Annotated in this window: 15 protein-coding genes and 1 other RNA gene; 4 read left to right on the forward strand and 12 right to left on the reverse strand. The window is 64.7% G+C overall.

Annotation, left to right across the window (positions count from 1 at the left end):
* Nucleotides 1-45: 45 nt before the first annotated feature.
* On the reverse strand, nucleotides 46-3288 hold the full coding sequence (gene carB / locus HV753_RS29150; protein WP_175178051.1) for a carbamoyl-phosphate synthase large subunit: 3243 nt from the start codon (nucleotides 3286-3288) through the stop codon (nucleotides 46-48).
* A gap of 10 nt (nucleotides 3289-3298) precedes the next feature.
* On the reverse strand, nucleotides 3299-4453 hold the full coding sequence (gene carA, locus HV753_RS29155) for a glutamine-hydrolyzing carbamoyl-phosphate synthase small subunit (protein ID WP_175178052.1): 1155 nt from the start codon (nucleotides 4451-4453) through the stop codon (nucleotides 3299-3301).
* Between the two features lie 243 nt (nucleotides 4454-4696).
* Between carA and tal the strand changes: the two genes are divergently transcribed.
* Nucleotides 4697-5650, forward strand: a complete 954-nt coding sequence (tal, locus tag HV753_RS29160; protein ID WP_175178053.1) for a transaldolase — start codon at nucleotides 4697-4699, stop codon at nucleotides 5648-5650.
* 67 nt (nucleotides 5651-5717) lie between these two features.
* Here the strand turns inward: tal and HV753_RS29165 are convergent, their stop codons facing one another.
* Complete coding sequence (locus HV753_RS29165; RefSeq protein WP_175178054.1) at nucleotides 5718-6245, reverse strand: carboxymuconolactone decarboxylase family protein; 528 nt, start codon at nucleotides 6243-6245, stop codon at nucleotides 5718-5720.
* A gap of 98 nt (nucleotides 6246-6343) precedes the next feature.
* Between HV753_RS29165 and HV753_RS29170 the strand changes: the two genes are divergently transcribed.
* The 3 genes from HV753_RS29170 to HV753_RS29180 are packed head-to-tail and all read left to right on the forward strand — an operon-like array spanning nucleotide 6344 to nucleotide 9572.
* A complete protein-coding gene (locus tag HV753_RS29170; protein WP_175178055.1) occupies nucleotides 6344-8533 on the forward strand; it encodes an ATP-binding protein in 2190 nt (729 codons plus the stop codon).
* Nucleotides 8534-8558: 25 nt separating this feature from the next.
* Nucleotides 8559-8915, forward strand: a complete 357-nt coding sequence (locus tag HV753_RS29175; RefSeq protein ID WP_246288424.1) for a response regulator — start codon at nucleotides 8559-8561, stop codon at nucleotides 8913-8915.
* A gap of 12 nt (nucleotides 8916-8927) precedes the next feature.
* A complete protein-coding gene (locus HV753_RS29180) occupies nucleotides 8928-9572 on the forward strand; it encodes a hypothetical protein (protein ID WP_175178057.1) in 645 nt (214 codons plus the stop codon).
* A 44-nt stretch (nucleotides 9573-9616) separates the two neighbouring features.
* Here the strand turns inward: HV753_RS29180 and HV753_RS29185 are convergent, their stop codons facing one another.
* The 9 genes from HV753_RS29185 to HV753_RS29225 form a co-directional block, all read right to left on the reverse strand.
* Nucleotides 9617-10411 carry an ABC transporter permease gene (locus tag HV753_RS29185; RefSeq protein WP_169271640.1) on the reverse strand — a complete coding sequence of 265 codons (795 nt, stop codon included), beginning with the start codon at nucleotides 10409-10411 and terminating at the stop codon, nucleotides 9617-9619.
* Between the two features lie 3 nt (nucleotides 10412-10414).
* Entirely contained in the window at nucleotides 10415-11224 is an 810-nt protein-coding gene (locus HV753_RS29190) for an ABC transporter ATP-binding protein (RefSeq protein ID WP_175178058.1), read from the reverse strand.
* Nucleotides 11217-12257 carry an ABC transporter substrate-binding protein gene (locus HV753_RS29195; RefSeq protein WP_175178059.1) on the reverse strand — a complete coding sequence of 347 codons (1041 nt, stop codon included), beginning with the start codon at nucleotides 12255-12257 and terminating at the stop codon, nucleotides 11217-11219. The genes HV753_RS29190 and HV753_RS29195 overlap by 8 nt, the downstream gene beginning before the upstream one ends.
* Nucleotides 12258-12268: 11 nt before the next feature.
* Nucleotides 12269-13528: a CaiB/BaiF CoA transferase family protein gene (locus tag HV753_RS29200; RefSeq protein ID WP_175178060.1), complete on the reverse strand. Its 1260-nt coding sequence runs from the start codon at nucleotides 13526-13528 to the stop codon at nucleotides 12269-12271.
* Between the two features lie 68 nt (nucleotides 13529-13596).
* Nucleotides 13597-14205 carry a recombination mediator RecR gene (recR, locus tag HV753_RS29205; protein ID WP_175178061.1) on the reverse strand — a complete coding sequence of 203 codons (609 nt, stop codon included), beginning with the start codon at nucleotides 14203-14205 and terminating at the stop codon, nucleotides 13597-13599.
* Nucleotides 14206-14226: 21 nt separating this feature from the next.
* Nucleotides 14227-14553: a YbaB/EbfC family nucleoid-associated protein gene (locus HV753_RS29210; RefSeq protein ID WP_006221090.1), complete on the reverse strand. Its 327-nt coding sequence runs from the start codon at nucleotides 14551-14553 to the stop codon at nucleotides 14227-14229.
* Nucleotides 14554-14597: 44 nt separating this feature from the next.
* Nucleotides 14598-16847: a DNA polymerase III subunit gamma/tau gene (locus HV753_RS29215; protein ID WP_175178062.1), complete on the reverse strand. Its 2250-nt coding sequence runs from the start codon at nucleotides 16845-16847 to the stop codon at nucleotides 14598-14600.
* A gap of 151 nt (nucleotides 16848-16998) precedes the next feature.
* Nucleotides 16999-17096: signal recognition particle sRNA small type (ffs, locus tag HV753_RS29220), an RNA gene on the reverse strand.
* Nucleotides 17097-17560: 464 nt separating this feature from the next.
* A complete protein-coding gene (locus tag HV753_RS29225; protein WP_175178063.1) occupies nucleotides 17561-21010 on the reverse strand; it encodes a UvrD-helicase domain-containing protein in 3450 nt (1149 codons plus the stop codon).
* Nucleotides 21011-21013 lie beyond the last annotated feature (3 nt).

The raw sequence follows: 21013 nt of genomic DNA on the forward strand, positions 1-21013 counted from the left end.
ACAACAAGCGCGCAACAAACTGCGTTGGCGTCGCGCGCTTTCGTCTTAGCTCTTTGCCAGCGATGCGTGCAGATCCTGCAACGGGTACACCTGCAAACCCAGGCCTTGGCGCAGGTATTGCATGCCTTCCACCGCAGCGCGGGCGCCAGCGATCGTCGTGAAGAACGTGACGCGGGCAGCCAACGATTGCGTACGGATGGTGCGCGAATCAACGATGGCGTTGCGACGCTCTTCGACCGTGTTGATGACCAGCGCGATCTCGCCGTTCTTCACCATGTCGACGATGTGCGGACGGCCTTCGGTGACCTTGTTCACCACTTGCACCGGGATGCCGGCCGCTTCGATCTCGGCGGCGGTGCCGCGCGTGGCGACCAGCTTGAAGCCCAGGGCGTGCAAACCGCGCGCCACTTCGACGGCGTGGGGCTTGTCCTGGTTCTTCACGCTGATGAACACCGTGCCGGATTCCGGCAGACGCACGCCAGCAGCCAGCTGCGACTTCACGAAGGCTTCGCCGAAGCTCATGCCCACGCCCATCACTTCGCCGGTCGACTTCATTTCCGGACCCAGGATGGTGTCCACGCCCGGGAACTTCACGAACGGGAACACGGCTTCCTTGACCGAGAAGTAAGGCGGCACGACTTCCTTGGTGATGCCCTGGGCCGCCAGCGTCTGGCCGGCCATGGCGCGCGCGGCGATCTTGGCCAGTTGCAGACCCGTGGCCTTGGACACGTAAGGCACCGTGCGCGAGGCGCGCGGGTTCACTTCCAGCACGTAGACGTCACCGCCCTGGATGGCGAACTGCACGTTCATCAGGCCGCTGACGTTCAAGGCCTTGGCCATCATCGTGGTCTGGCGCTTGATCTCGGCGATGACATCCGCCGACAGCGAGTACGGGGGCAGGCTGCAAGCCGAGTCGCCCGAGTGCACGCCGGCCTGTTCGATGTGCTCCATGACACCGCCGATGAAGACGGTTTCGCCGTCGGCCAGGCAGTCCACGTCGACTTCGATGGCGTTGTTCAGGAAGCGGTCCAGCAGCACGGGCGAGTCATTGCTGACCTTCACGGCTTCGCGCATGTAGCGTTCAAGGTCTTGCTGCTCGTGCACGATTTCCATGGCGCGGCCACCCAGCACGTAGCTGGGACGGACGACCAGCGGATAGCCGATTTCCGTGGCGTGGGCCAGGGCCTCGCCTTCGGTGCGCGCGGTGCGGTTGGGCGGCTGACGCAGACCCAGCTTGTTCAAGAGCTTCTGGAAGCGTTCGCGGTCTTCGGCGACGTCGATGGATTCCGGGCTGGTGCCGATGATCGGCACGCCGTTGGCTTCCAGGGCGCGCGCCAGCTTCAACGGGGTCTGGCCGCCGTACTGGACGATCATGCCGACCGGGTTTTCCTTGTGGACGATTTCCAGCACGTCTTCCAAGGTCAGCGGTTCAAAGTACAGGCGATCCGACGTGTCGTAGTCAGTGGACACGGTTTCCGGGTTGCAGTTGACCATGATGGTCTCGTACCCGTCTTCGCGCAGCGCCAGTGCGGCATGCACGCAGCAGTAGTCGAATTCGATGCCCTGGCCAATCCGGTTCGGGCCGCCGCCCAGCACCACGATCTTCTTTTTGTCGGTCGGCGCGGATTCGCACTCTTCTTCGTACGTGGAATACATGTACGCAGTACGGGTGGCGAATTCAGCGGCGCAGGTGTCAACCCGCTTGTAGACCGGGCGCACGTTCAACTGGTGACGCAGCTTGCGCACTTCGGATTCCACGGAATCCAGCAGGAAAGCCAAGCGGCGGTCGGAGAAACCGCGGCGCTTCAATTCCCACAGGGTGGCGTAGTCCAGGTCGGCCAGCGTCTTTTGTTCCAGCGCCAGTTCGATGTCGACGATTTCCTTGATCTGCGACAGGAACCACGGGTCGATGTGCGTGATGTTGTGCACTTCGTCCAGCGTGAAGCCTTGCGCAAAGGCGTCGCCCACGTACCAGATGCGTTCCGGGCCCGGTTCGCCCAGCTCGACTTGCAGCTTTTCGCGGTCGGTCGTCTTCTGGTTCAGGCCATCGACGCCCACTTCCAGACCACGCAGCGCCTTCTGGAACGACTCCTGGAAGGTGCGGCCGATGGCCATGACTTCACCCACGGACTTCATCTGGGTGGTCAGGCGCGCGTCGGCGGTGGGGAATTTTTCAAAGGCGAAACGCGGCACCTTGGTGACGACGTAGTCGATCGACGGTTCAAACGAAGCCGGGGTGGCACCACCGGTGATTTCGTTCTTGAGCTCGTCCAGCGTGTAACCCACGGCCAGGCGCGCAGCGACCTTGGCGATGGGGAAGCCCGTGGCCTTGGAGGCCAGTGCCGACGAACGCGACACGCGCGGGTTCATCTCGATGACGATCATGCGGCCGTCGCGAGGATTGACGGCGAACTGCACGTTCGAGCCGCCCGTATCCACGCCGATCTCGCGCAATACCGCGATCGATGCGTTACGCATGATCTGGTATTCCTTGTCGGTCAGCGTTTGCGCCGGCGCCACGGTGATCGAGTCACCCGTGTGCACGCCCATCGGGTCCAGGTTTTCGATGGAGCAGACGATGATGCAGTTGTCCGCCTTGTCGCGGACCACTTCCATCTCGAATTCCTTCCAGCCCAGCAGCGACTCTTCGATCAGCAGTTCGCTGGTCGGCGAGGCTTCCAGGCCACGACGGCAGATGGTCTCGAATTCTTCGGCGTTGTAGGCAATGCCGCCGCCCGAACCACCCATCGTGAAGCTGGGGCGAATCACGGCCGGGAAACCCGAGGTGCCGACTTCAGCCGCGATGCGGCGCTGCACTTCCCAGGCTTCGTCCATGCTGTGGGCCACGCCCGACTTGGCCGATTCCAGGCCAATGTCGGTCATCGCCTGCTTGAACTTCTGGCGGTCTTCGGCCTTTTCGATGGCGTGTTCGTTGGCGCCGATCAGCTCGACGTTGTGCTTTTTCAGCACGCCGTGGTGAGCCAGGTCCAGCGCGCAGTTCAGTGCGGTCTGGCCGCCCATGGTCGGCAGCAGCGCATCGGGCTTTTCACGCTCGATGATCTTTTCGACGGCTTGCCAGGTGATGGGCTCGATGTAGGTGACGTCGGCCGTTTCCGGGTCCGTCATGATCGTGGCCGGGTTGCTGTTCACCAGGATGGTGCGGTAACCCTCGGCCTTGAGCGCCTTGCACGCCTGTGCGCCGGAATAGTCGAATTCGCAGGCCTGCCCGATGATGATGGGGCCGGCGCCGATGATGAGTATGCTTTTTAGGTCTGTACGCTTGGGCATGATGCAATCTTTACTTTTGGCCGGACATCAGGGCGATGAACTTGTCGAACAGTTCAAGGATGTCGTGCGGACCCGGGCTGGCTTCGGGGTGACCCTGGAAGCAGAAGGCCGGGCGGTCGGTGAGCTCGAAGCCCTGCAAGGTGCCGTCAAACAGCGACACGTGCGTCACGCGCGCATTGGCCGGCAGGCTGGCCGCGTCGACCGCGAAGCCGTGGTTCTGGCTGGTGATGAACACGCGCTTGGACTGGAGGTCCTGCACGGGGTGGTTCGCACCGTGGTGGCCCGTCTTCATCTTGAGCGTCTTGCCGCCCACGGCCAGGCCCATGATCTGATGGCCCAGGCAGATGCCGAACACCGGCAGCTTCTTTTCCAGGAACACGCGCGTAGCAGCGATGGCGTAGTCGCAAGGCTCGGGATCGCCGGGGCCGTTGGACAGGAACACGCCGTCAGGATTCAGCTTCAGCACGTCTTCGGCGCTGGTTTGCGCCGGGACCAGGGTCAGGCGGCAGCCGCGGTCAGCCAAGAGGCGCAGGATGTTGGTCTTGATGCCAAAGTCATAGGCGACGACGTGGAACTTGGATTGGTCGGGCTTGGAGAAGCCTTCACCCAATTGCCAGGTGCCTTCGGTCCATTCGCTGCTGGTCTTGACCGAGACCACCTTGGCCAGGTCCTGGCCGGCCATGCCGGCAAAACCCTTGGCCATTTCAACGGCACGCTCGGCGTCGGTGCCGACGAAGATGCAGGCGCCCTGAGCGCCTTTTTCACGCAGAATGCGCGTGAGCTTGCGGGTGTCGATGCCAGAAATGGCGACGATGCCCTGCGCGGCCAGATAGTCGGGCAGGGATTGCGTGGAACGGAAGTTCGACACGCGGGCGGGACAGTCGCGGACCACCAGTCCGGCGGCATAGACGCGATTGGCTTCCACGTCTTCGGCGTTGACGCCGGTGTTGCCAATATGCGGATAGGTCAGTGTGACGATCTGGCCGCTATAGCTGGGATCGGTGAGAATTTCCTGGTACCCGGTCATCGCGGTGTTGAACACCACTTCGGCAACGGTAGCCCCAGGCGCACCGATCGACACGCCTCGAAAAATGGTACCGTCCGCCAGAGCCAGAATTGCAGGAGGGAAGCGGTTGATCCCCTCGGGAAAAAGTTGCGGCAGCACAGTAAACCCCGGTTTTAGAATCGATAATCAAACCTTCGGATTATACCTTGACCGGACAATTTCCCCCGGGAACCGCGCCAAATAAGGCCGAAACCGGCGATTCATCCCTTTCCGGCCCCACGCCACGCGCCCCTCGCGTTCAGGGTTGAGCAAGGGCCCCGCCTTTGGCGGACAGCAAGCGGCTGACGGCAGTGATACGCTAGGCACACCTTCAACCCTTGCCGTTGTGAGCCGTATCTGTCCATGTCCAGCCAACTTGACGCCCTGCGCAATCACACCACCGTTGTCGCCGACACCGGGGACTTTGAAGCGATGAAGGCGTTGCGTCCCACCGACGCCACCACCAATCCGTCCCTTATTCTTAAGGCCGTCCAGCAGGATACGTACCGCCCCTTGCTGGAAAAAACAGCGCGCGACCATCGCGGCGCCCCGACACCCGAATTGGTGGACCGCCTGCTGGTGGCCTTCGGCCGCGCCATTCTGAACATCGTGCCGGGCCGCGTGTCGACCGAGGTGGATGCCCGCCTGTCGTTCGACACCCGCGCCACCATCGAACGCGCCCGCGGCCTGATCGCCCTATACGAAGCTGCCGGCGTGCCGCGCGAGCGCGTGCTGATCAAGATCGCTTCCACCTGGGAAGGCATCCAGGCCGCCCGCGCATTGCAGGCCGAAGGCGTGCGCTGCAACCTGACCTTGCTGTTTTCGCTGCCGCAGGCCGTGGCCTGCGCGGACGCGAACGTGCAGCTGATTTCGCCTTTTGTCGGCCGGATCTACGACTGGTACAAGAAAAGCGCCGGCGCCGCCTGGGTGGAAGCCGACAATGCCGGCGCGCAAGATCCCGGCGTGCTGTCCGTGACCCGCATCTACCGCTACTACAAGCAACATGGCATCGCGACGGAAATCATGGGCGCCAGCTTCCGCAACGCCGGTCAGATCCTGGCCTTGTCGGGCTGCGACCTGCTGACCATCAGCCCAGACCTGCTGAACCACTTGGCCAGCACGGAAGGCGATGCGCCCGCGCAATTGCGCGCCGACGACACCGGTGCCGCCCTTGCCCGCGTGGCCGCGGACGAAATCAGCTTCCGCACCCTGCTCAACGACGACGCCATGGCCACCGAGAAGCTGTCGGAAGGCATCCGCCTGTTCGTCGCGGACGCGGTCAAGCTGGACGCCTTGATAGACGCCCAGCGCGGCTGACGCTAACGCCTTGAAAAAGGCACGTGAAGCACGCGCGCGCCTTGCCGGCGCGCGCAACCCTCTCTGCCTAGCGGTGATCGTGCGAATGCACCTGTAGCGCTTCCAGGAAGCGCGACACCATGTTGTATGCCGCCACCGTCGCGGTCAGTTCAACAATGAGTTTTTCTGACCCCATTGCCGACCGCGCCGCCTGGAACACCGCTTCCGGCACCTGCACCTGGCGCGTCATCGCATCGGTATAGGCCAGCACCGCCTTTTCGCGCTCATCGAACAAATCCGAGTCTTCCCAGGCGGCAAGCGCATCCAGCTGCGCCTGCGATACGCCTTCCTTCAACGCGATCGGCGCGTGTTGGTCGGCCTCATAAGGCGCACCGTTAATCGCCGCCACCCGCATGATCACCAGCTCGCGCAGATCACCCGGCAGCGTGCTTAGCTGGCGGATCGACGTCAGATAGTTGAGCCAACCACCCGCCACCGCCGGGCTGTGCAGCAGCATTTGGTACAGATGCAGGACGCTGCCTCGTTCCGCCACGATGCGGTCAACCAAGGGTCGTGCTTCGGGATGAGTCAGATCGGCGTAGGGAAGACGGGCCATGAAAACTCCATATCGGTGACAGGGCTGCAAATGCACACATTCGTACAATATCTTTGACATAATGACAGCATATTGCGCGTCCCCGGTATACACCCAGAATGAATGCGCCCACCCAATCCCGTCCGCCGGTCACCTTAGCCAACTGCGATAGCGAACCGATACACATACCGGGCGCTATTCAGCCGCTAGGCGCCCTGCTTGCCTTCGATGCGGACGGCCATTTGCGGTTTGCCAGCGAAAACGCCCCCGATCTGCTGAGTACCTCATTGACGCTGGGCCAGCCTTGCGCCGCCGGCACGCTGCCCCCAAGCCTGGCCCATTACCTGGCCGTCTGGCTGGACAACCCCGATCCCGTGTTCGACCCACTGACCATCGCGCTGGAGACCGGCACGTTTGATGTGATCGGCCATCGCAACGCTGACGGCCTGACCATCATCGAATTGGAACAACGGGGCGACCACGCGGGTATCGCCGAGCCTGAGCGCATCTACCGCAGCATCGAGCGCGTGCGCCGCCAGCGCGACATCCAGGGCTTGCTGGACAGCGCCGTGCGGGAAGTGCGCCGCGCCACCGGTTTCGACCGCGTCATGGCCTACCGATTCCATCCCGACGACAGCGGCGAGATCGTGGCCGAGCAACGCCACGATTCACTGGAAGACTGGGTCGGGCGCCGCTATCCCGCCGGCGACATCCCTGCTCAGGCCCGCCGTCTGTACACCGTCAACACCTTGCGTCAGATCGCCGATGCGCGCTACACGCCCATCCGTGTGCTGGGCACGCCATCGGCGAACCCGCAACCGCTGGACATGAGCTTTTCGGCATTGCGCAGTGTGTCGCCAATCCATCTGGAATACATGGCGAACATGGGCGTGTTGGCGTCCATGAGCCTGTCGATCGTGATCGGCGGGCGGCTGTGGGGCATGATTGCCTGCCACCACCATTCGCCGCGCCCCATCCCCTACCCCGCGCGCCTGGCATGTGAAGCGCTGGCCCAGGTGTTGTCGGCCGCGCTGGCCAACATTGAAGGCACCGCACGCGCCAACGAGTCGCGCCGCAATGCGGCGCTGGTCAGCGACCTGACCGAGCGCGTGTCCGCGTCGGAAAACCTGCATCTGGCCTTGTCCGTTGGCCCGGAAACGCCTGCCTCGCTGATACCCAGCGACGCTGCGCTATGCCTGTGGGGCAACAGCGTCACGGTGTTTGGCGGCATCGCGCCGCGCGGCGAATTGGCCGGCATCCTGTGTGCGCTGGACCAAAGCGGCCAGCGCCTGGTGCATAGCGACAACATCGCCCGCGACTACCCCGACCTGCAAACCGATCTGGTCCCGTACGCGGGCCTGCTCGCCTGCAAGTTCGACCCCATCAACAACGGTTGGCTGATCTGGCTGCGTAAGGAACAGATCGAAACGCTCGTGTGGGGCGGCAAGCCCGAAAAGCAGTACACCGTCGGCAACCTGGGGCCTCGCCTGACGCCGCGCGGCTCGTTCGAGGCATGGCGCGAAGTCGTGCGCAACACCTGCACGACCTGGCTGCCCGCCGAGCTGGACGCCGCCGACAACCTGCGCGACGAACTGTCCCACATCGCGACCAGCCGCGCGGCGGACGTGGACCGGGCGCGCACTGCGCTGCTGGCCATGCTTGGCCACGACCTGCGCGATCCGCTGCAATCGATTTCCATGGCAGCCACCCTGCTGTCCAAGACCGATTCAGGCGCCCGCATGGGTGAGCGCATCCGCTATTCCAGCGGCCGGATGCAACGGCTGATATCCCAAGTGCTGGACCTGTCCCGCCTGCAAGGCGGCATGGGGCTGGGCATTGAAAAGCGGCCGTGCAACCTGAGCGATCTGGTGAACAGCTTGATCGATGAGAAACGTCAGGCTTATCCAGGGCTGCGCATCGAACCCGAGGTTGCACCCGGTCTGGATCTGATGGCCGACACCGACCGCATCGCTCAGGTCGTGACCAATCTGATGAGCAATGCCCGTCAGCATGGCGCCCCACGCCAACCGATCCGTGTCCTGGCGCGGCAAGTCGGCGACGACATCGAATTGCGCGTCGTCAATCATGGCGCACCGATCTCGGAAGAGGTGATGGCGCATCTGTTTTCGCCTTTCAAACCTGAATCGCTGGGTCATTCCCGCAACCGCAACGGGCTGGGGCTGGGCCTGTACATCGCCGATCAGGTCGTGCGCGACCACGACGGCGAGATCTCGGTGGAATGCCGCGACGGCTTGGTCATTTTCACGGTGACGTTGCCGCGCAACCTGCGCGACGCGCCTGTCCCTTGATTGCTGGAGACACCCTTTGAACGACGTGCGTGCGATCCGCGTCCTGCTGGTTGACGACAATGAAATGGGCTCGGAGCTGCTGGCCGAGTTCTTGGCGCTTTCCGGACTGGAAACGCGGTGCGCCACCACCGGCCAGGCCGCCCTGGAGCTGGCCGACAGCTTTGCCCCCGAGGCCGTGCTGGTGGACATTCTGCTGCCCGACATGGACGGCTACGAATTGGCGGCTCGGCTGCGCGCCCGTGACGCCTCGCCCCGCATTTATGCTTTGAGCGGGCTTGCGCGCCAAGATCGGCGTGACGACGCGGACGGCATGTTCAATGGCTGGATTGAAAAACCCGCCGACCCCGACGCGCTGCTGGCTATTCTGCGCCAGACGCAATAAGAAGCTGCCCCGATGCCACTCGCCACTCCCCTGCAAGTCCTGGCGGCCCATGGCGTGCGGCTGAAAGTGCTGGCTCAGGTCTTTCCCGTGCTGCGCCACGAGGTAGTCGGGCCGTTGTCCAACGCGACGCTGGCTGCCGCAATGCTGCGCCAGACACCCGAAGGCGCCGACGCCAGCGCCCTGCAACAACGCTGCCAGCGGCTGGCGGGTGACATGACGGGCATGCTTGAAGACAGTGTCAACGTGGTGCGGGACTTGGATCAATGGCTGACGGACAAGGGCGCGCTTGCGCCGGCCGACGCCTTGCTGCGGGAATGCCGCAAGCTGATGTTCTCGCATCTGCTGCTGTCGCGGCGCAGCGTGACGTGGCCCGACGAGATCGCGGCCATCGATTTACCGCAATTCACCACGCGCTATCTGCTGCTGGCGTGGCTGCTGTGCCTGCTGCCCGCGCTTCCCGAGGATGCCGATGTGACGCTGGATTTCTCGCAGGCCGATATCTGGCATGCCTGTTTTTCCGCCCCGCCGGACTTTGCCGTGGGGCAGCAGGTGGCGTTCGATCCGCAGGAGGTCGAACTCCTTGCCGCCGAGTCAGGCTGGCATTTGGAGCGCCATACGCATCGTTGGTCGCTCCGCCTGCCAGCCCCTGCGCCTTGATGCTTGGGTGGTCTGACTTGAGTGGGTCTGACTGCGGTGCCTGACTACAGCTTTTCGGTTTCACCCGATTTCGGCTGCCACTTCATCAAGCGCTTTTCACCGATGCCGACGATGTAGTCCAGCACCAGCGCGAATGCCGTCAACACGACGATGCCCGCGAACACCGTGTTCACATCAAACGTGCCTTCCGCCTGAAGGATCAGGTAGCCCACACCGCTGGCCGACCCCAGATATTCCCCGACCACCGCGCCCACGAAGGCCAGGCCCACGGACGTATGCAGGCTGGAGAACACCCAACTGGTGGCGGACGGCAGGTAGACGTGGCGCAGCAATTGGCGCTTGCGCGCACCCAGCATGCGGGCGTTATCCAGCAAGGTGGGGCTGACTTCGCGCACGCCCTGGTAGACGTTGAAGAACACGATGAAGAACACCAGCGTAACGGCCAGCGCGACCTTCGACCAGATCCCCAGCCCGAACCACATGCCGAAGATGGGCGCCAGAATCACGCGCGGCATCGAATTGGCGGCCTTGATATAGGGATCCAGAATGGCGCTTGCGCGTGGCGACAGGCCCAGCCACAAGCCGAAGCCCAGGCCGGCGATGGTGCCGATGAAAAACGCCAGCACGGTCTCGGTCAGCGTCACCCACAAGTGCGTGTAGATATCCGCATTGGTGATGAACCAGGCCCAGATGCGGCCCCAGACTTTCAGCGGCTCGCCAAAGAAGAAGGCCACTTTGGAATCGCGCGACGCGAAATGCCAGACGCCCAGGATGACGACCAACAACAGCAGTTGCCAGAAGCGCAGGCTGGCGGAACCGGATTTGAATGACTTCGACATACCTCAGGCTCGCTTCTGTTGGGCATAGCCCTTGAGCACTTCTTCGCGCAACACAGCCCAAATGGCCGAATGCAGCTCGACGAAGCGCGGATGGGCGCGCACCTCGGCCACATCGCGCGGACGTGGCAGATCGATGGTGAATTCGCCGATCGGATGCGTACCGGGGCCCGCCGACAGCACGATCACACGGTCGCTCATCGCGATGGCTTCGTCCAGGTCGTGCGTGATGAACAGCACCGCCTTGCGCTTGGCCATCCATAGTTCCAGCACTTCGTTTTCCATCAGCTGGCGCGTCTGGATGTCCAGCGCGGAAAACGGCTCGTCCATCAGAATGATGTCCGGATCACGAATCAGCGTCTGAGCCAGCATGGCGCGCTTGCGCATGCCGCCGGACATCTGATGCGGATAGCGACTTTCAAAGCCTCCCAGACCCACGCGGCGCATCCATTCCCGGCCGCGCTCAAGCGCTTCCGAGCGAGGCACACCCGCAAAATCCAGCCCCGCCACCACGTTGTCCAGCGCGCTGCGCCAGGGCAAGAGCGCCTCGCCCTGGAACATATAGCCCGCGCGGGCGTTGATGCCCGACAGGGGCTCGCCGAAGACCTTCACCTGCCCCGTCGACGGCGACAGCAAGCCGGCGCCGACGTTGAGCAAGGTGGATTTTCCGCAACCGGTCGGGCCCACCACCGACACGAACTCCCCTGGCGCGATGGCCAGGGTCGTGTCGCTGACAGCGGTGTAGCGCTGCGACCGGTCGTCACGCGAAACAAAGGTGCAACTGATATTTTCCAGCGACAGTGCGGCTTCAGCCATTGGCATACTTCTCGTTGGCACGACGGGCAAAATCGTTGGTCCAGACCTTGGAAGGATCAATCTTCGAGCCGTCGAAGTCCGCCTGGTAAGCGGCCAGCGCCTTCAGCGCGGTCGCCGCGCCGTCCTCGGGGATCATGCCGTTGGGCGACAGACCTTCCAGGCTCTTCGCGATGGCAGCCTTGTAGACGGCCGGATCGCCCAGCAGATAGGTTTCCGGCACGATCTTGGCAATCTCGTCGGGGCCTGCCTTCTGGATCCACTTGTCCGCCCGGACCAGCGCGTTGGCCAGCGCCTGCGTGGTATTCGGATTGGCGTCGATGAACGCTTGCGGCGCGTACAGGCAGCCGGCCGGCATGTTGCCGCCGAAGATGTCCTGCGTGTCCTTGAGGGTGCGCGTGTCGACGATGATCTGGATGTCGCCCGGCATCTCCAGCATCGACACCACGGGGTCGGTGTTGGAGATGGCGTCGATCTGGCCGCTGCGCAGCGCCGTCACGGCACCCGCACCTGCGCCCACCCCGATGATCGAGACGTCCGACGCCTTCAGGCCATGCTTGGCCAGGAAGAAGCTGACCACCATGTTCGTGGACGAGCCCGGCGCGGTCACGCCGATCTTCTTGCCCTTCAAGTCGGCCGGACCCTTGTAGTTGGGCAGGTTCTTCTTGGAGACGCCCACGCCGATCATCGGCGCGCGGCCTTGCAGCACGAAAGCGCGGTAGGCCTGGCCCTTGGACTGCATGGAAAGCGTGTGCTCGAATGCGCCCGACACGATGTCGGCGCTGCCGCCCACCACTGCCTGCAACGCCTTGGAGCCACCCGCGAAGTCGGCAATGCTGACCTCCAGACCTTCATCCTTGAAGTAGCCACGGGCTTCGGCGATGGACAAGGGCAGGTAGTAGATCAGGGGCTTGCCGCCCACGGCGATCTGGACCTTGGTCTTTTCAAGCTTCTGTGCGCGCACGATGGCGGGCGCCATGCCCATGACGCCGGCAGCGCCAGCCATCTTGAGCAATTCACGGCGGGTAACTGACATGTGGTTGTCTCCTAGTTGTCGGGTTTACCGATAGCGCCGGTCTTCGCCAGCTCATCAATAGCCGCTGAATCATACCCCAGCGATTTCAGGACTTCCTCGGTATGTTCCCCTAATGCCGGCCCCACCCAGCGCGTCTGTCCGGGGGTCTCCGACAGCTTGGGAACCACCGCCGGCAGCTTGACCGGACTGCCATCGGCGAAGTGATGTTGTTCGATCATTCGGCGTGCCAGGAACTGCGGATCGCTGAACATATCGGCCACGCTGTAGATCTTGCCGACGGGCACATCCGCGCCCTTCAGCGTGCCCAGCGCCTCTTCGATGCCGCGTCCGCCGCACCATTGCTGGATGGCGCCATCGATCTCCTCGACCCGGCGCGCGCGGCCGTCGTTGCGCACCAGATCAGGATCTTCGGCCAGGTCGTCCCGGCCAATGGCGCGCATCAGGCGATGGAAGATAGCGTCGCCGTTGCCGGCGATGACGACGTTCTGGCCGTCGCGCGTGGTGTAGGTGTTGGACGGCACGATGCCTGGCAACGCGCCGCCGGTGCGCTCGCGCACCACGCCGGCCACGTCGTATTCGGGCACCAGGCTTTCCATCATGTTGAAAACGGCTTCGTACAGCGCCACGTCAACCATCTGGCCCTGCCCGGCCTGGCTGGCATCGCCCGTCTTGCCATTCCAGCGCCCGCCCGTGGCATCGCGGTGGCGCAACGCCATCATGGCGCCGATCACGCCATGCAACGCAGCGATGGAGTCGCCAATGGAGATGCCAACCCGCAACGGCGGACGATCGGGGTGGCCCGACACGTAGCGCAAGCCGCCCATCGATTCACCGATGGCCCCAAAACCCGGCTGGTCCTTCATGGGGCCGGTCTGGCCATAACCGGACAGCCGGACCATGATCAGCGCAGGGTTGATGGCGCGTAGCTGTTCATAGCCCAGGCCCCATTTTTCCAGCACGCCAGGCCGGTAGTTTTCAACCACGACGTCGGCGTCCAGCGCCAGCTTGCGCGCAATTTCCTGCGCGCGCGGGTCTTTCAGGTTCAGGGCGATGGATTGTTTGTTGCGAGCCTGCACCGTCCACCAGAGCGAATTGCCCTCGTGCAGGTGGCGCCAGCTACGGATGGGATCACCGCCGCCCGTGCCGTCAGGGCCATGCGGCGTTTCCACCTTGATGACATCGGCGCCGAATTCGCCGAAGATGCGCGCGGCAAAGGGGCCGGCGATGAGCGTGCCGAGTTCCAGGACCTTGAGTCCGGTCAGCGCTGACATGGTTTGTCTTCCTCACGTGTCTTGCCATGCCGGTACGTTGCCGGCTGGCTATTGTGATGCGGCGAGCCCTAGGTCGTCTTTCGCTCCATCAGGGCCCAGGCGATCGTGCCGGCATCAACGTATTCCAATTCACTGCCGGCCGGCACGCCGCGCGCCAGCCGCGTCACGCGCAAACCGCGTTCGCCCAGCGCTTCGCCCAGAAAGTGGGCGGTGGTCTCGCCTTCGGCGGTGAAGTTGGTGGCCAGGATGACTTCCTGCACCACGCCGTCGGTCGCCCGCTTGATGACGCGGTCGAAGTCCAGCTCGCGCGGACCAATGCCCTCAAGCGGCGCCACCCGGCCCATCAGCACGTAGTACAGCCCGCGATAGCCGTGGCTGGACTCGATCATGTTCTGATCGGCCGGCGTTTCCACAATGCACAAGAGCGAGGGATCGCGTTTGGGGTTGGCGCAGGTGCCGCAGACTTCGTCTTCCGCAAAGCTGTTGCACCGCGCGCAATGCTTCAGATCCCGCACCGCGCCGGCCAGGGCCTGCCCCAGCATGTCCGCGCCTTGCGGGTCATGTTGAAGCAGGTGATACGCCATGCGTCTGGCCGATCGGATGCCCACGCCGGGCAGGCGCCGCAGCGCCTCGATCAGCGACACCAGCGGTTCGGGTTCAGGCAGTAAGGGATCCATTGCAGCCTATTGCGGCCTTGATCAGAAAGGCAGCTTCATGCCCGGGGGCAGCGGCATGCCGGCGGTGACGCCTGCCATCTTTTCCTGGGAGGTGGTTTCCGCCTTGCGCAGCGCGTCGTTGAACGCAGCGGCAACCAGGTCTTCCAGCATGTCTTTGTCGTCGCCCAGCAGGGACGGATCGATGACCACGCGCTTGACGTCGTGACGGCAAGTCATGGTGACCTTGACCAAGCCGCCGCCCGAGGCGCCTTCGACCAGGATCTCGGCCAGCGCATCTTGCGCCTTCTTCATGTTTTCCTGCATCTGCTGCGCCTGGCGCATCAGGCCGGCCAGTTGTCCTTTCATCATGATGGATGTTCCTTGAACGAGGGAAATAAGAGATTGCCGCTACCTCAGGCAGCAGCTGGGGGATCAACGTGGCGGATGGAGCCAGATACGATCTGGCCCCCGAAATCGGCCAACAACGCTTGTACAAAAGGATCGACGGCCACGGCGTCTTCCGCGGCCTGCTGGCGCGCGGCGCGCTCGGCCTGTGCCACGGCATGTGCCGTGGCGTCGCCGGTGACGCCGACTTCCACGACCAGCCGGATGCCCTGACCGAAATGTTCGCACAAGACGGTTTGCAGGCGAACCCGGCTTTCGCTTTCGGCCAGCGTTTTGACCGCCACGCGCAGGACCACGGCATCGCCCTGGACGCCGGCCCATTCACTCTGGCGTGCCAGTTCCGCGGCAAGGCCGGTCACCGGCAGGCGCGCGGCCAGCTCGGGCCAGCCTGCGGAGGTCATGTCCGTCATGCGGGCGCGCGATTGGCGCTTGCGTGCGGGCGCCGGGCCCTCGCGCCGGGCCGGCGTGGCGGCAGCCGGAGCCGCTGACGGCGTGCTGCTGGCCAGGGTTTCAAATTCGTCGTCCGGGTCGGACGTGAAGCCGCCATCCGGAACAAAGCCGCCTTCGGCTTCAAACGGGATTTCTTCGTCGACCCACGAAGGCGGGCCATCGACCGGCCCATCCGCGGGAACCGGCGCCGGGGCCAGCACCGCAGCGACGGCGGGCGTGACGGCCAGCGCGGCCGAACCGGCGGACTTGGCGGCGGCCTCCGGGGCGACGGGGGTGTCAGCCGGCAGATCTTCCCAGGGCGGCACGCCATCAGCCTGAGCGGCCTGCTGCTCAGGCGCACTGGCGACGGGTTCCGGGGACGATGCGGGTTCAGCCTCTGCCTGCACCGTGGCGGGCATGACTTCAGGCACCGGTTGCGGCGTGGCAACCTGCGCGGCGGGTTCGACCGAAGCCGCTACGGCGGCAACGGGCACGGCCGCTGCGGGTGCCGCTGCGGGTGCCGTTGCAGGTGCCGTTGTAGGTGCCGTTGCAGGTGCAGCTGCGGGAGTCGGTGCCGGTGCGGGCGCGGGTGCCGCCGCAGCGGGAATAACAGCGGCGACGGGCGCGGCGACCGGAGCGGCCATGGCAGGCGCTGGCGCCGCGACGGGCGCAGCAGTAGCGATAGCCGGTTCCGCCGTCTGGCGGGCAGGCACGGCCGGCGATTCCAACGCGGCCTGCGGGCCTGCGTCACCGTTCAGCGCCAACATGCGCAAGCAGGCCATGATGAAGCCTGCGTACTCGTCGGGAGCCAACGTCAGTTCGCTGCGGCTATGCACCGCCACTGAATAGAACAGTTGCACGGCATCGGGGTGCAGGGCCAGCGCCAGGCGCGCGATGTCGGCCGCCAAGGGGTCTTCGGCAGGCGTGACGCCGGTGACCCGCTGCTCGATCGCCACGCGCGACAACAGCACGGCCAGATCAGCCAGCGCACCGGCATATGACAAGCCACGGGTCGCCAATTCATCGGCAACCGCCAACACGCCCTTGGCGTCGCCCGCGGACAAGGCGTCCAGCAAGCGCACCAGATGGCGTTGGTCGATCGTGCCAAGCATGCCGCGCACGGCATCCTCGGTCATGTTGCCCGCGCTGTAGGCGATGGCCTGGTCGGTCAGGGACAGCGCGTCGCGCATGGAACCCTGGGCCGCCTGGCCGATCAGCCGCAAGGCAGGCACTTCAAAAGCGACTTCTTCCTGGCCCAGCACCGCCTGCAAATGCCCGACGATGGAGTCGGCCGGCATCTGCTTCAAATTGAATTGCAGGCAGCGCGACAGCACCGTCACGGGGATCTTTTGGGGATCCGTCGTGGCCAGAATGAATTTGACGTGAGGCGGCGGCTCTTCCAGCGTCTTCAACATGGCGTTGAAGGCGTGCCCGGTCAGCATGTGCACTTCGTCGATCATGTAGACCTTGAAGCGCCCCGCGCCAGGCGCGTACACCGCCTGCTCAAGCAGCTGCGTCATTTCCTCGACGCCGCGGTTCGAGGCCGCGTCCAGTTCCAGGTAGTCGACGAAGCGTCCGGAATCGATCTCCGTGCACGCGCGGCAGACGCCGCACGGCTTGGACGTGATGCCGGTTTCACAGTTGAGCGATTTGGCCAGGATCCGGGACAGGGTGGTCTTGCCCACGCCCCGGGTGCCGGTAAACAGCCAGGCATGGTGCAGGCGTTGGGTGTCGAGCGCATGAGTCAACGCGCGCACCACGTGATCCTGTCCCACGAGGGTATCGAACGATCGCGGCCGCCACTTGCGGGCCAGTACCAGATAAGTCATGGCTGGATTGTAGAGCCTGTTTCGCGTGCTGGCTGAAATGCAAAGGGGACGGGCTTATTCCCGTGGAACGAATCCCTGGAAAATAACCCCGTCCCCCTTGAAAGCAATCGCGTGGTGGGTTGAATCACTACCCGTTGCTTTGAAGAATCCGGTTGGCGAGCCTTACTCCGGCACTGACCCTAAACGACTATGGCTGCTTCGTTCCCGACCTGACCAGGTTCACCGTCGAACCATGCGGAGGGGCCCGCCAGCCGGAATTCTAGCAGAGCTGCGCGTTGCTTGCTTGCTAGCCTTCCGGCAGGCGGGCCCCGAGGGGCTGTATGTGCGTCCCTCCCCCCGGTCCTCCCCCCGTGGGCAGGGGGTGATGGCTTTGCTTCGCTTGCCATGTTGGCTCGCTTCGCCTCGCCTTGCTTGCTAGCCTTCCGGCAGGCGCGCACCGAGGGGCAGTATGTGCGTCCCTCCCCGATCCTCCCCCCGAGGGCAGGGGGTGATGGCTTTGCTTCGCTTGCCATGTTGGCTCGCTTCGCTTTGCCTTGCTTGCTAGCCTTCCGGCAGGCGCGCACCGAGGGGCAGTATGTGCGTCCCTCCCCGGTCCTCCCCCCGAGGGGAGGGGGTGATGGCTTTGCTTCGCTTGCCATGTTGGCTCGCTTCGCGTTGCCTTATTTGCTGCGCTGGTTCTGGGGGGGTTGCTTTGATCTGCTGGCCTTTCTTCTTTAACTGGTTAGGTCGATCCAGGCTTTGGCTCGGGGGAAGTAGAGGGCCGCTCTGGCTCGGCGGCCGTCCAGGGCGGTGACTTGGGCGCAGTAGCGCTGGAGTTGTTCGCCGTGGCGTTGACGCATGCGGGTGGCGAAGGCGGCGGGAGGTTCGCCGGGGTGGGGGCGGCCGGTTTTGTAGTCGACGATCAGCCAGCCGTCTTCCGTGCTGAGAGCAAGGTCGATGACTGAGACTTTGCCGGCGGCGTCGATCAGCGGCCATTCCCGGCGGGCGCCGGATTGGGATAGCAGCCACAGCCCCCGCTCGTCGGCCAGCGTGGCTTGCAAGGTATCAAGTACCGCTTCGGCGGCGTCATCGGCCTGGCTGGCCGGAATGCCGGCGCGGGTCAGTTGGCGGCGCATGGCGGCCAACCGTGCCGCCAGCGCATCGGCTGGCCAGGCATCCACGCCGTCCTGCCCGATCCGCGCCAGCCAGGCGTGCGCCAGCGTGCCGATGGCGGCATCGTATCCGGCTTCCAATTGCCATGCGGGATGCTCGCTGCCATCGCCCCAGGCGCCTCGGGCCGTGGCGCCAAAGCCGGCGCTGACGGTGATGTCGGACAGCCGCGCCAATTGCGCCAGCCCTTCATTCCCGACCCGTCGCAGAGGTTCGCCCTGCCATTCCGGACCATCGGCGGTTTCGGGTTCGGCGTCGCCCTGGGCAGGCGGCGGTGTGGGAGTATCCAGACAAGGCCACAAGCGGCCCAGCAGGCTGGCCGAGGGCGGTGTCTTGACCTGGCCCGTGGCCTCGTCCACCGATACGTGCCCCACCAGATGCAGGCGCTTGCGCGCCCGGGTTGCCGCCACGTACAGCAGCCGGTCGATTTCATAGGAAGCGCGACGCGCCTCGCGTGCGCCCAGGTAGCGCGACACCGGGTCGGCCTCGGTTTCCGCGCGTGGCTTGACGGGGCCGAACAACACGCGGCCACCGCTTTGTTCAAAACGCACCAGCGGCGCCTGATCGCCACGCGGCGCACGGTGCAGGCCATACAGGATGACCGTCTCAAACTGAAGACCCTTGGACTTGTGCATGGTCATGATCTCGACCGCGCCCTCGTCCTCGTCCGCCGCATCCGGGGCGGCGAACAGGCGCGAAATGCCCGCGTCCAGCGCGGCCGGATCAATGCCCCCATGCGGCGCAAGGCGCTCGACCAGCTGGAACAGGCTTTCCGCATCGTTGGCCACGGACAGGCCGGCGTACAGCGCCGGGCCGCCCAGGCGGCGCCACAGCGATTCGACCCATGCCGCAAACGGCATCGCGCCGGAATCGTTGCGCTTGTCCAGCAGGATGGCGGCCACCTGGCGCAGCCGCGCGAATTCGTCGGCGCCAAGCAGGGATTGCGCCGATGGTGAATCGGGCACGGCCGGCACAGCGTCAAACAGCGACCCTTGCGGCGCAGTGTTGGCTGTCACGGGCAAGGTCGGCGGCACGATGCGCAGCGCGCGCTCCAGCAGCACGGGAACGGGGGTGATGTGGTCGTCGCCAAACAGGCGTTGCAAGGACGTCAGCGTCAGCCCGCAATACGGCGCGCGCAGCACCGACAACCAGGCAAGCCGATCCGCCGGATGCGACAACGCGCGAACCAGCTGCACCAGGTCCGCCACCACCGGACGCAACGCCAATGGAACCAGATCCACGGCGCGACAGCGGATGCCTTCCTGCGCCAGCCGGCGCGTCAGGTTGCCCAGGTGGCTACGGGCGCGCACCAGGACGGCGACCGGATGCTTGGCGCCCTGATGGTCGATCAGCGCCTGCTTCACCAGCCCCACCGCGATTTCTTCGGCCTGCTCTTCTGCTGGCGGTGCCTCCGCACGCGCCCAGGCGGGATGAAAGCGCACCGCCGGATCGGGCAGCGCTTCGTGGAAGGCGGTGGAGGGACTGTACGTGATGGCGCCCGCCGCCGCGTCACTGCGCTTGGGCAATAGATCCACGAACGACCGGTTCACCCATTCCACAATGCCCGCCTGCGAACGGAAATTGTCGGTCAGGTTCAGGAAGTCGGGCTGCAATTCGCCCACCCCGGTATCGGCCACTTCCAGGAACAATCCCACTTCGGCCTTGCGAAAACGATAAATGGACTGCATGGGGTCGCCCACCAGGAACAAGCTGCGGCCATCGCCTTCCTGCCAGCCCGAGGTCAGCGTGCGCAGCAGGTCCAGCTGCGTCTGGCTGGTGTCCTGGAATTCGTCGATCAGCAAGTGGCGGATCGAAGCGTCCAGTTTCAGCAGCAATTCGCCCGGATCGTCCGCGCTGCCCAACGCCGAGGCCGCGCGTTGCGCGATCTCGATGAAATCAACCTCGCCCTGGTCAGCAAAACGCAGGCGCAACTGCGCCACGGCCAGCGCCAGGGTCATCAGTTGCGCGCCCAGAACTTCCCATTGCGCATCGGTGAAACGTGGTTCCGGAATATCCCGCACCGCGTTCAGGCGGCGCACCCAGGCCGCTTGCCCGTCAGCGGATTCCAGCCACGCCACAAAGGGTTCCTTGTGCGCGCACTTGGCCGGAAAGCCCAGGTTCTTGTTGACCGTCTTGCGCAAACTGCCCGTGCCGGTCAGCAGCAAATGCGCCACGGCACGCCATTGATCCAGCACATCGGCATCGGGTGGAAGTTCCTCTGTCCAGTCCAGCAGTGCCAGCAGCTTGTTGTCTTCATCGCCGTCCTGCAATTGCGTGGCCGCCAGCCGGGCCGGCCCGCACAGCGCTTCAGCCCAGCCGTAAGGCATGGCCTCGCTGAGCGCGTCCAGGTCTTCACCGATGGCTTCGACCAGCATGGCCTCCATGCCCGCGCGGTCGGAACCGTGGCGCAGCAACGGCAGCCACTGGTCGCGCTGTCCGAGCATGTCGGCGATGGCGTCCTTGGCCGCCTGCACGTCCACGTCCAGATGCTGCAACAAGACGCGCACGGCGTCGTAATCGTCAGCCAGATCCAGCGTGGCGCGCGCCGCGGCTTCGTAATGCGCGCGGGCGTTATCCGTGATCTCGGGCATGCCGCCCAATTCCGACAGCCACGGCATGCTGCGCACCAGGCCCGCGCAGAACGAGTCGATGGTGCGGATGGCCAGGCGTGCCGGATGGTCCAGCAGATGCCAGCCCTGCTCGGCGTTGCGTGCCAGCGCGGCGCGGGCCAGCTCCCAGCTGCGACGTTCGTGCATGGCCTCAGGCGGCGCATCCAGCCCACGGCGCAGTTTGCTCAGCACGCGCGCATGCATCTCGGAGGCAGCCTTGCGTGTGAAGGTGATGGCAACGATTTCTTCGGGACGGTTCACCGTCGCCAGCAGCGCCAGGATGCGATCGGTCAGCAGCTCGGTCTTGCCCGACCCGGCGGGAGCCTGCACCAGAAACGAACGAGTGGGGTCCAGCGCGTCGGTGCGCGCGGCGTGATCCTGCGGCAAGCGCTCTTGTTCAGTCATGGC

Source organism: Achromobacter pestifer (assembly GCF_902859625.1).
GTDB lineage: Bacteria > Pseudomonadota > Gammaproteobacteria > Burkholderiales > Burkholderiaceae_B > Achromobacter > Achromobacter pestifer.

What these genes read in the sequence shown, in the direction of transcription:
- carB (WP_175178051.1), bottom strand. Translation starts at nt 3,288, where the DNA reads ATGCCCAAGCGTACAGACCTAAAAAGCATACTCATCATCGGCGCCGGC.
- tal (WP_175178053.1), top strand. Translation starts at nt 4,697, where the DNA reads ATGTCCAGCCAACTTGACGCCCTGCGCAATCACACCACCGTTGTCGCC.
- HV753_RS29165 (WP_175178054.1), bottom strand. Translation starts at nt 6,245, where the DNA reads ATGGCCCGTCTTCCCTACGCCGATCTGACTCATCCCGAAGCACGACCC.
- HV753_RS29170 (WP_175178055.1), top strand. Translation starts at nt 6,344, where the DNA reads ATGAATGCGCCCACCCAATCCCGTCCGCCGGTCACCTTAGCCAACTGC.
- HV753_RS29180 (WP_175178057.1), top strand. Translation starts at nt 8,928, where the DNA reads ATGCCACTCGCCACTCCCCTGCAAGTCCTGGCGGCCCATGGCGTGCGG.
- HV753_RS29185 (WP_169271640.1), bottom strand. Translation starts at nt 10,411, where the DNA reads ATGTCGAAGTCATTCAAATCCGGTTCCGCCAGCCTGCGCTTCTGGCAA.
- HV753_RS29190 (WP_175178058.1), bottom strand. Translation starts at nt 11,224, where the DNA reads ATGGCTGAAGCCGCACTGTCGCTGGAAAATATCAGTTGCACCTTTGTT.
- HV753_RS29195 (WP_175178059.1), bottom strand. Translation starts at nt 12,257, where the DNA reads ATGTCAGTTACCCGCCGTGAATTGCTCAAGATGGCTGGCGCTGCCGGC.
- HV753_RS29200 (WP_175178060.1), bottom strand. Translation starts at nt 13,528, where the DNA reads ATGTCAGCGCTGACCGGACTCAAGGTCCTGGAACTCGGCACGCTCATC.
- recR (WP_175178061.1), bottom strand. Translation starts at nt 14,205, where the DNA reads ATGGATCCCTTACTGCCTGAACCCGAACCGCTGGTGTCGCTGATCGAG.
- HV753_RS29210 (WP_006221090.1), bottom strand. Translation starts at nt 14,553, where the DNA reads ATGATGAAAGGACAACTGGCCGGCCTGATGCGCCAGGCGCAGCAGATG.
- HV753_RS29215 (WP_175178062.1), bottom strand. Translation starts at nt 16,847, where the DNA reads ATGACTTATCTGGTACTGGCCCGCAAGTGGCGGCCGCGATCGTTCGAT.
- HV753_RS29225 (WP_175178063.1), bottom strand. Translation starts at nt 21,010, where the DNA reads ATGACTGAACAAGAGCGCTTGCCGCAGGATCACGCCGCGCGCACCGAC.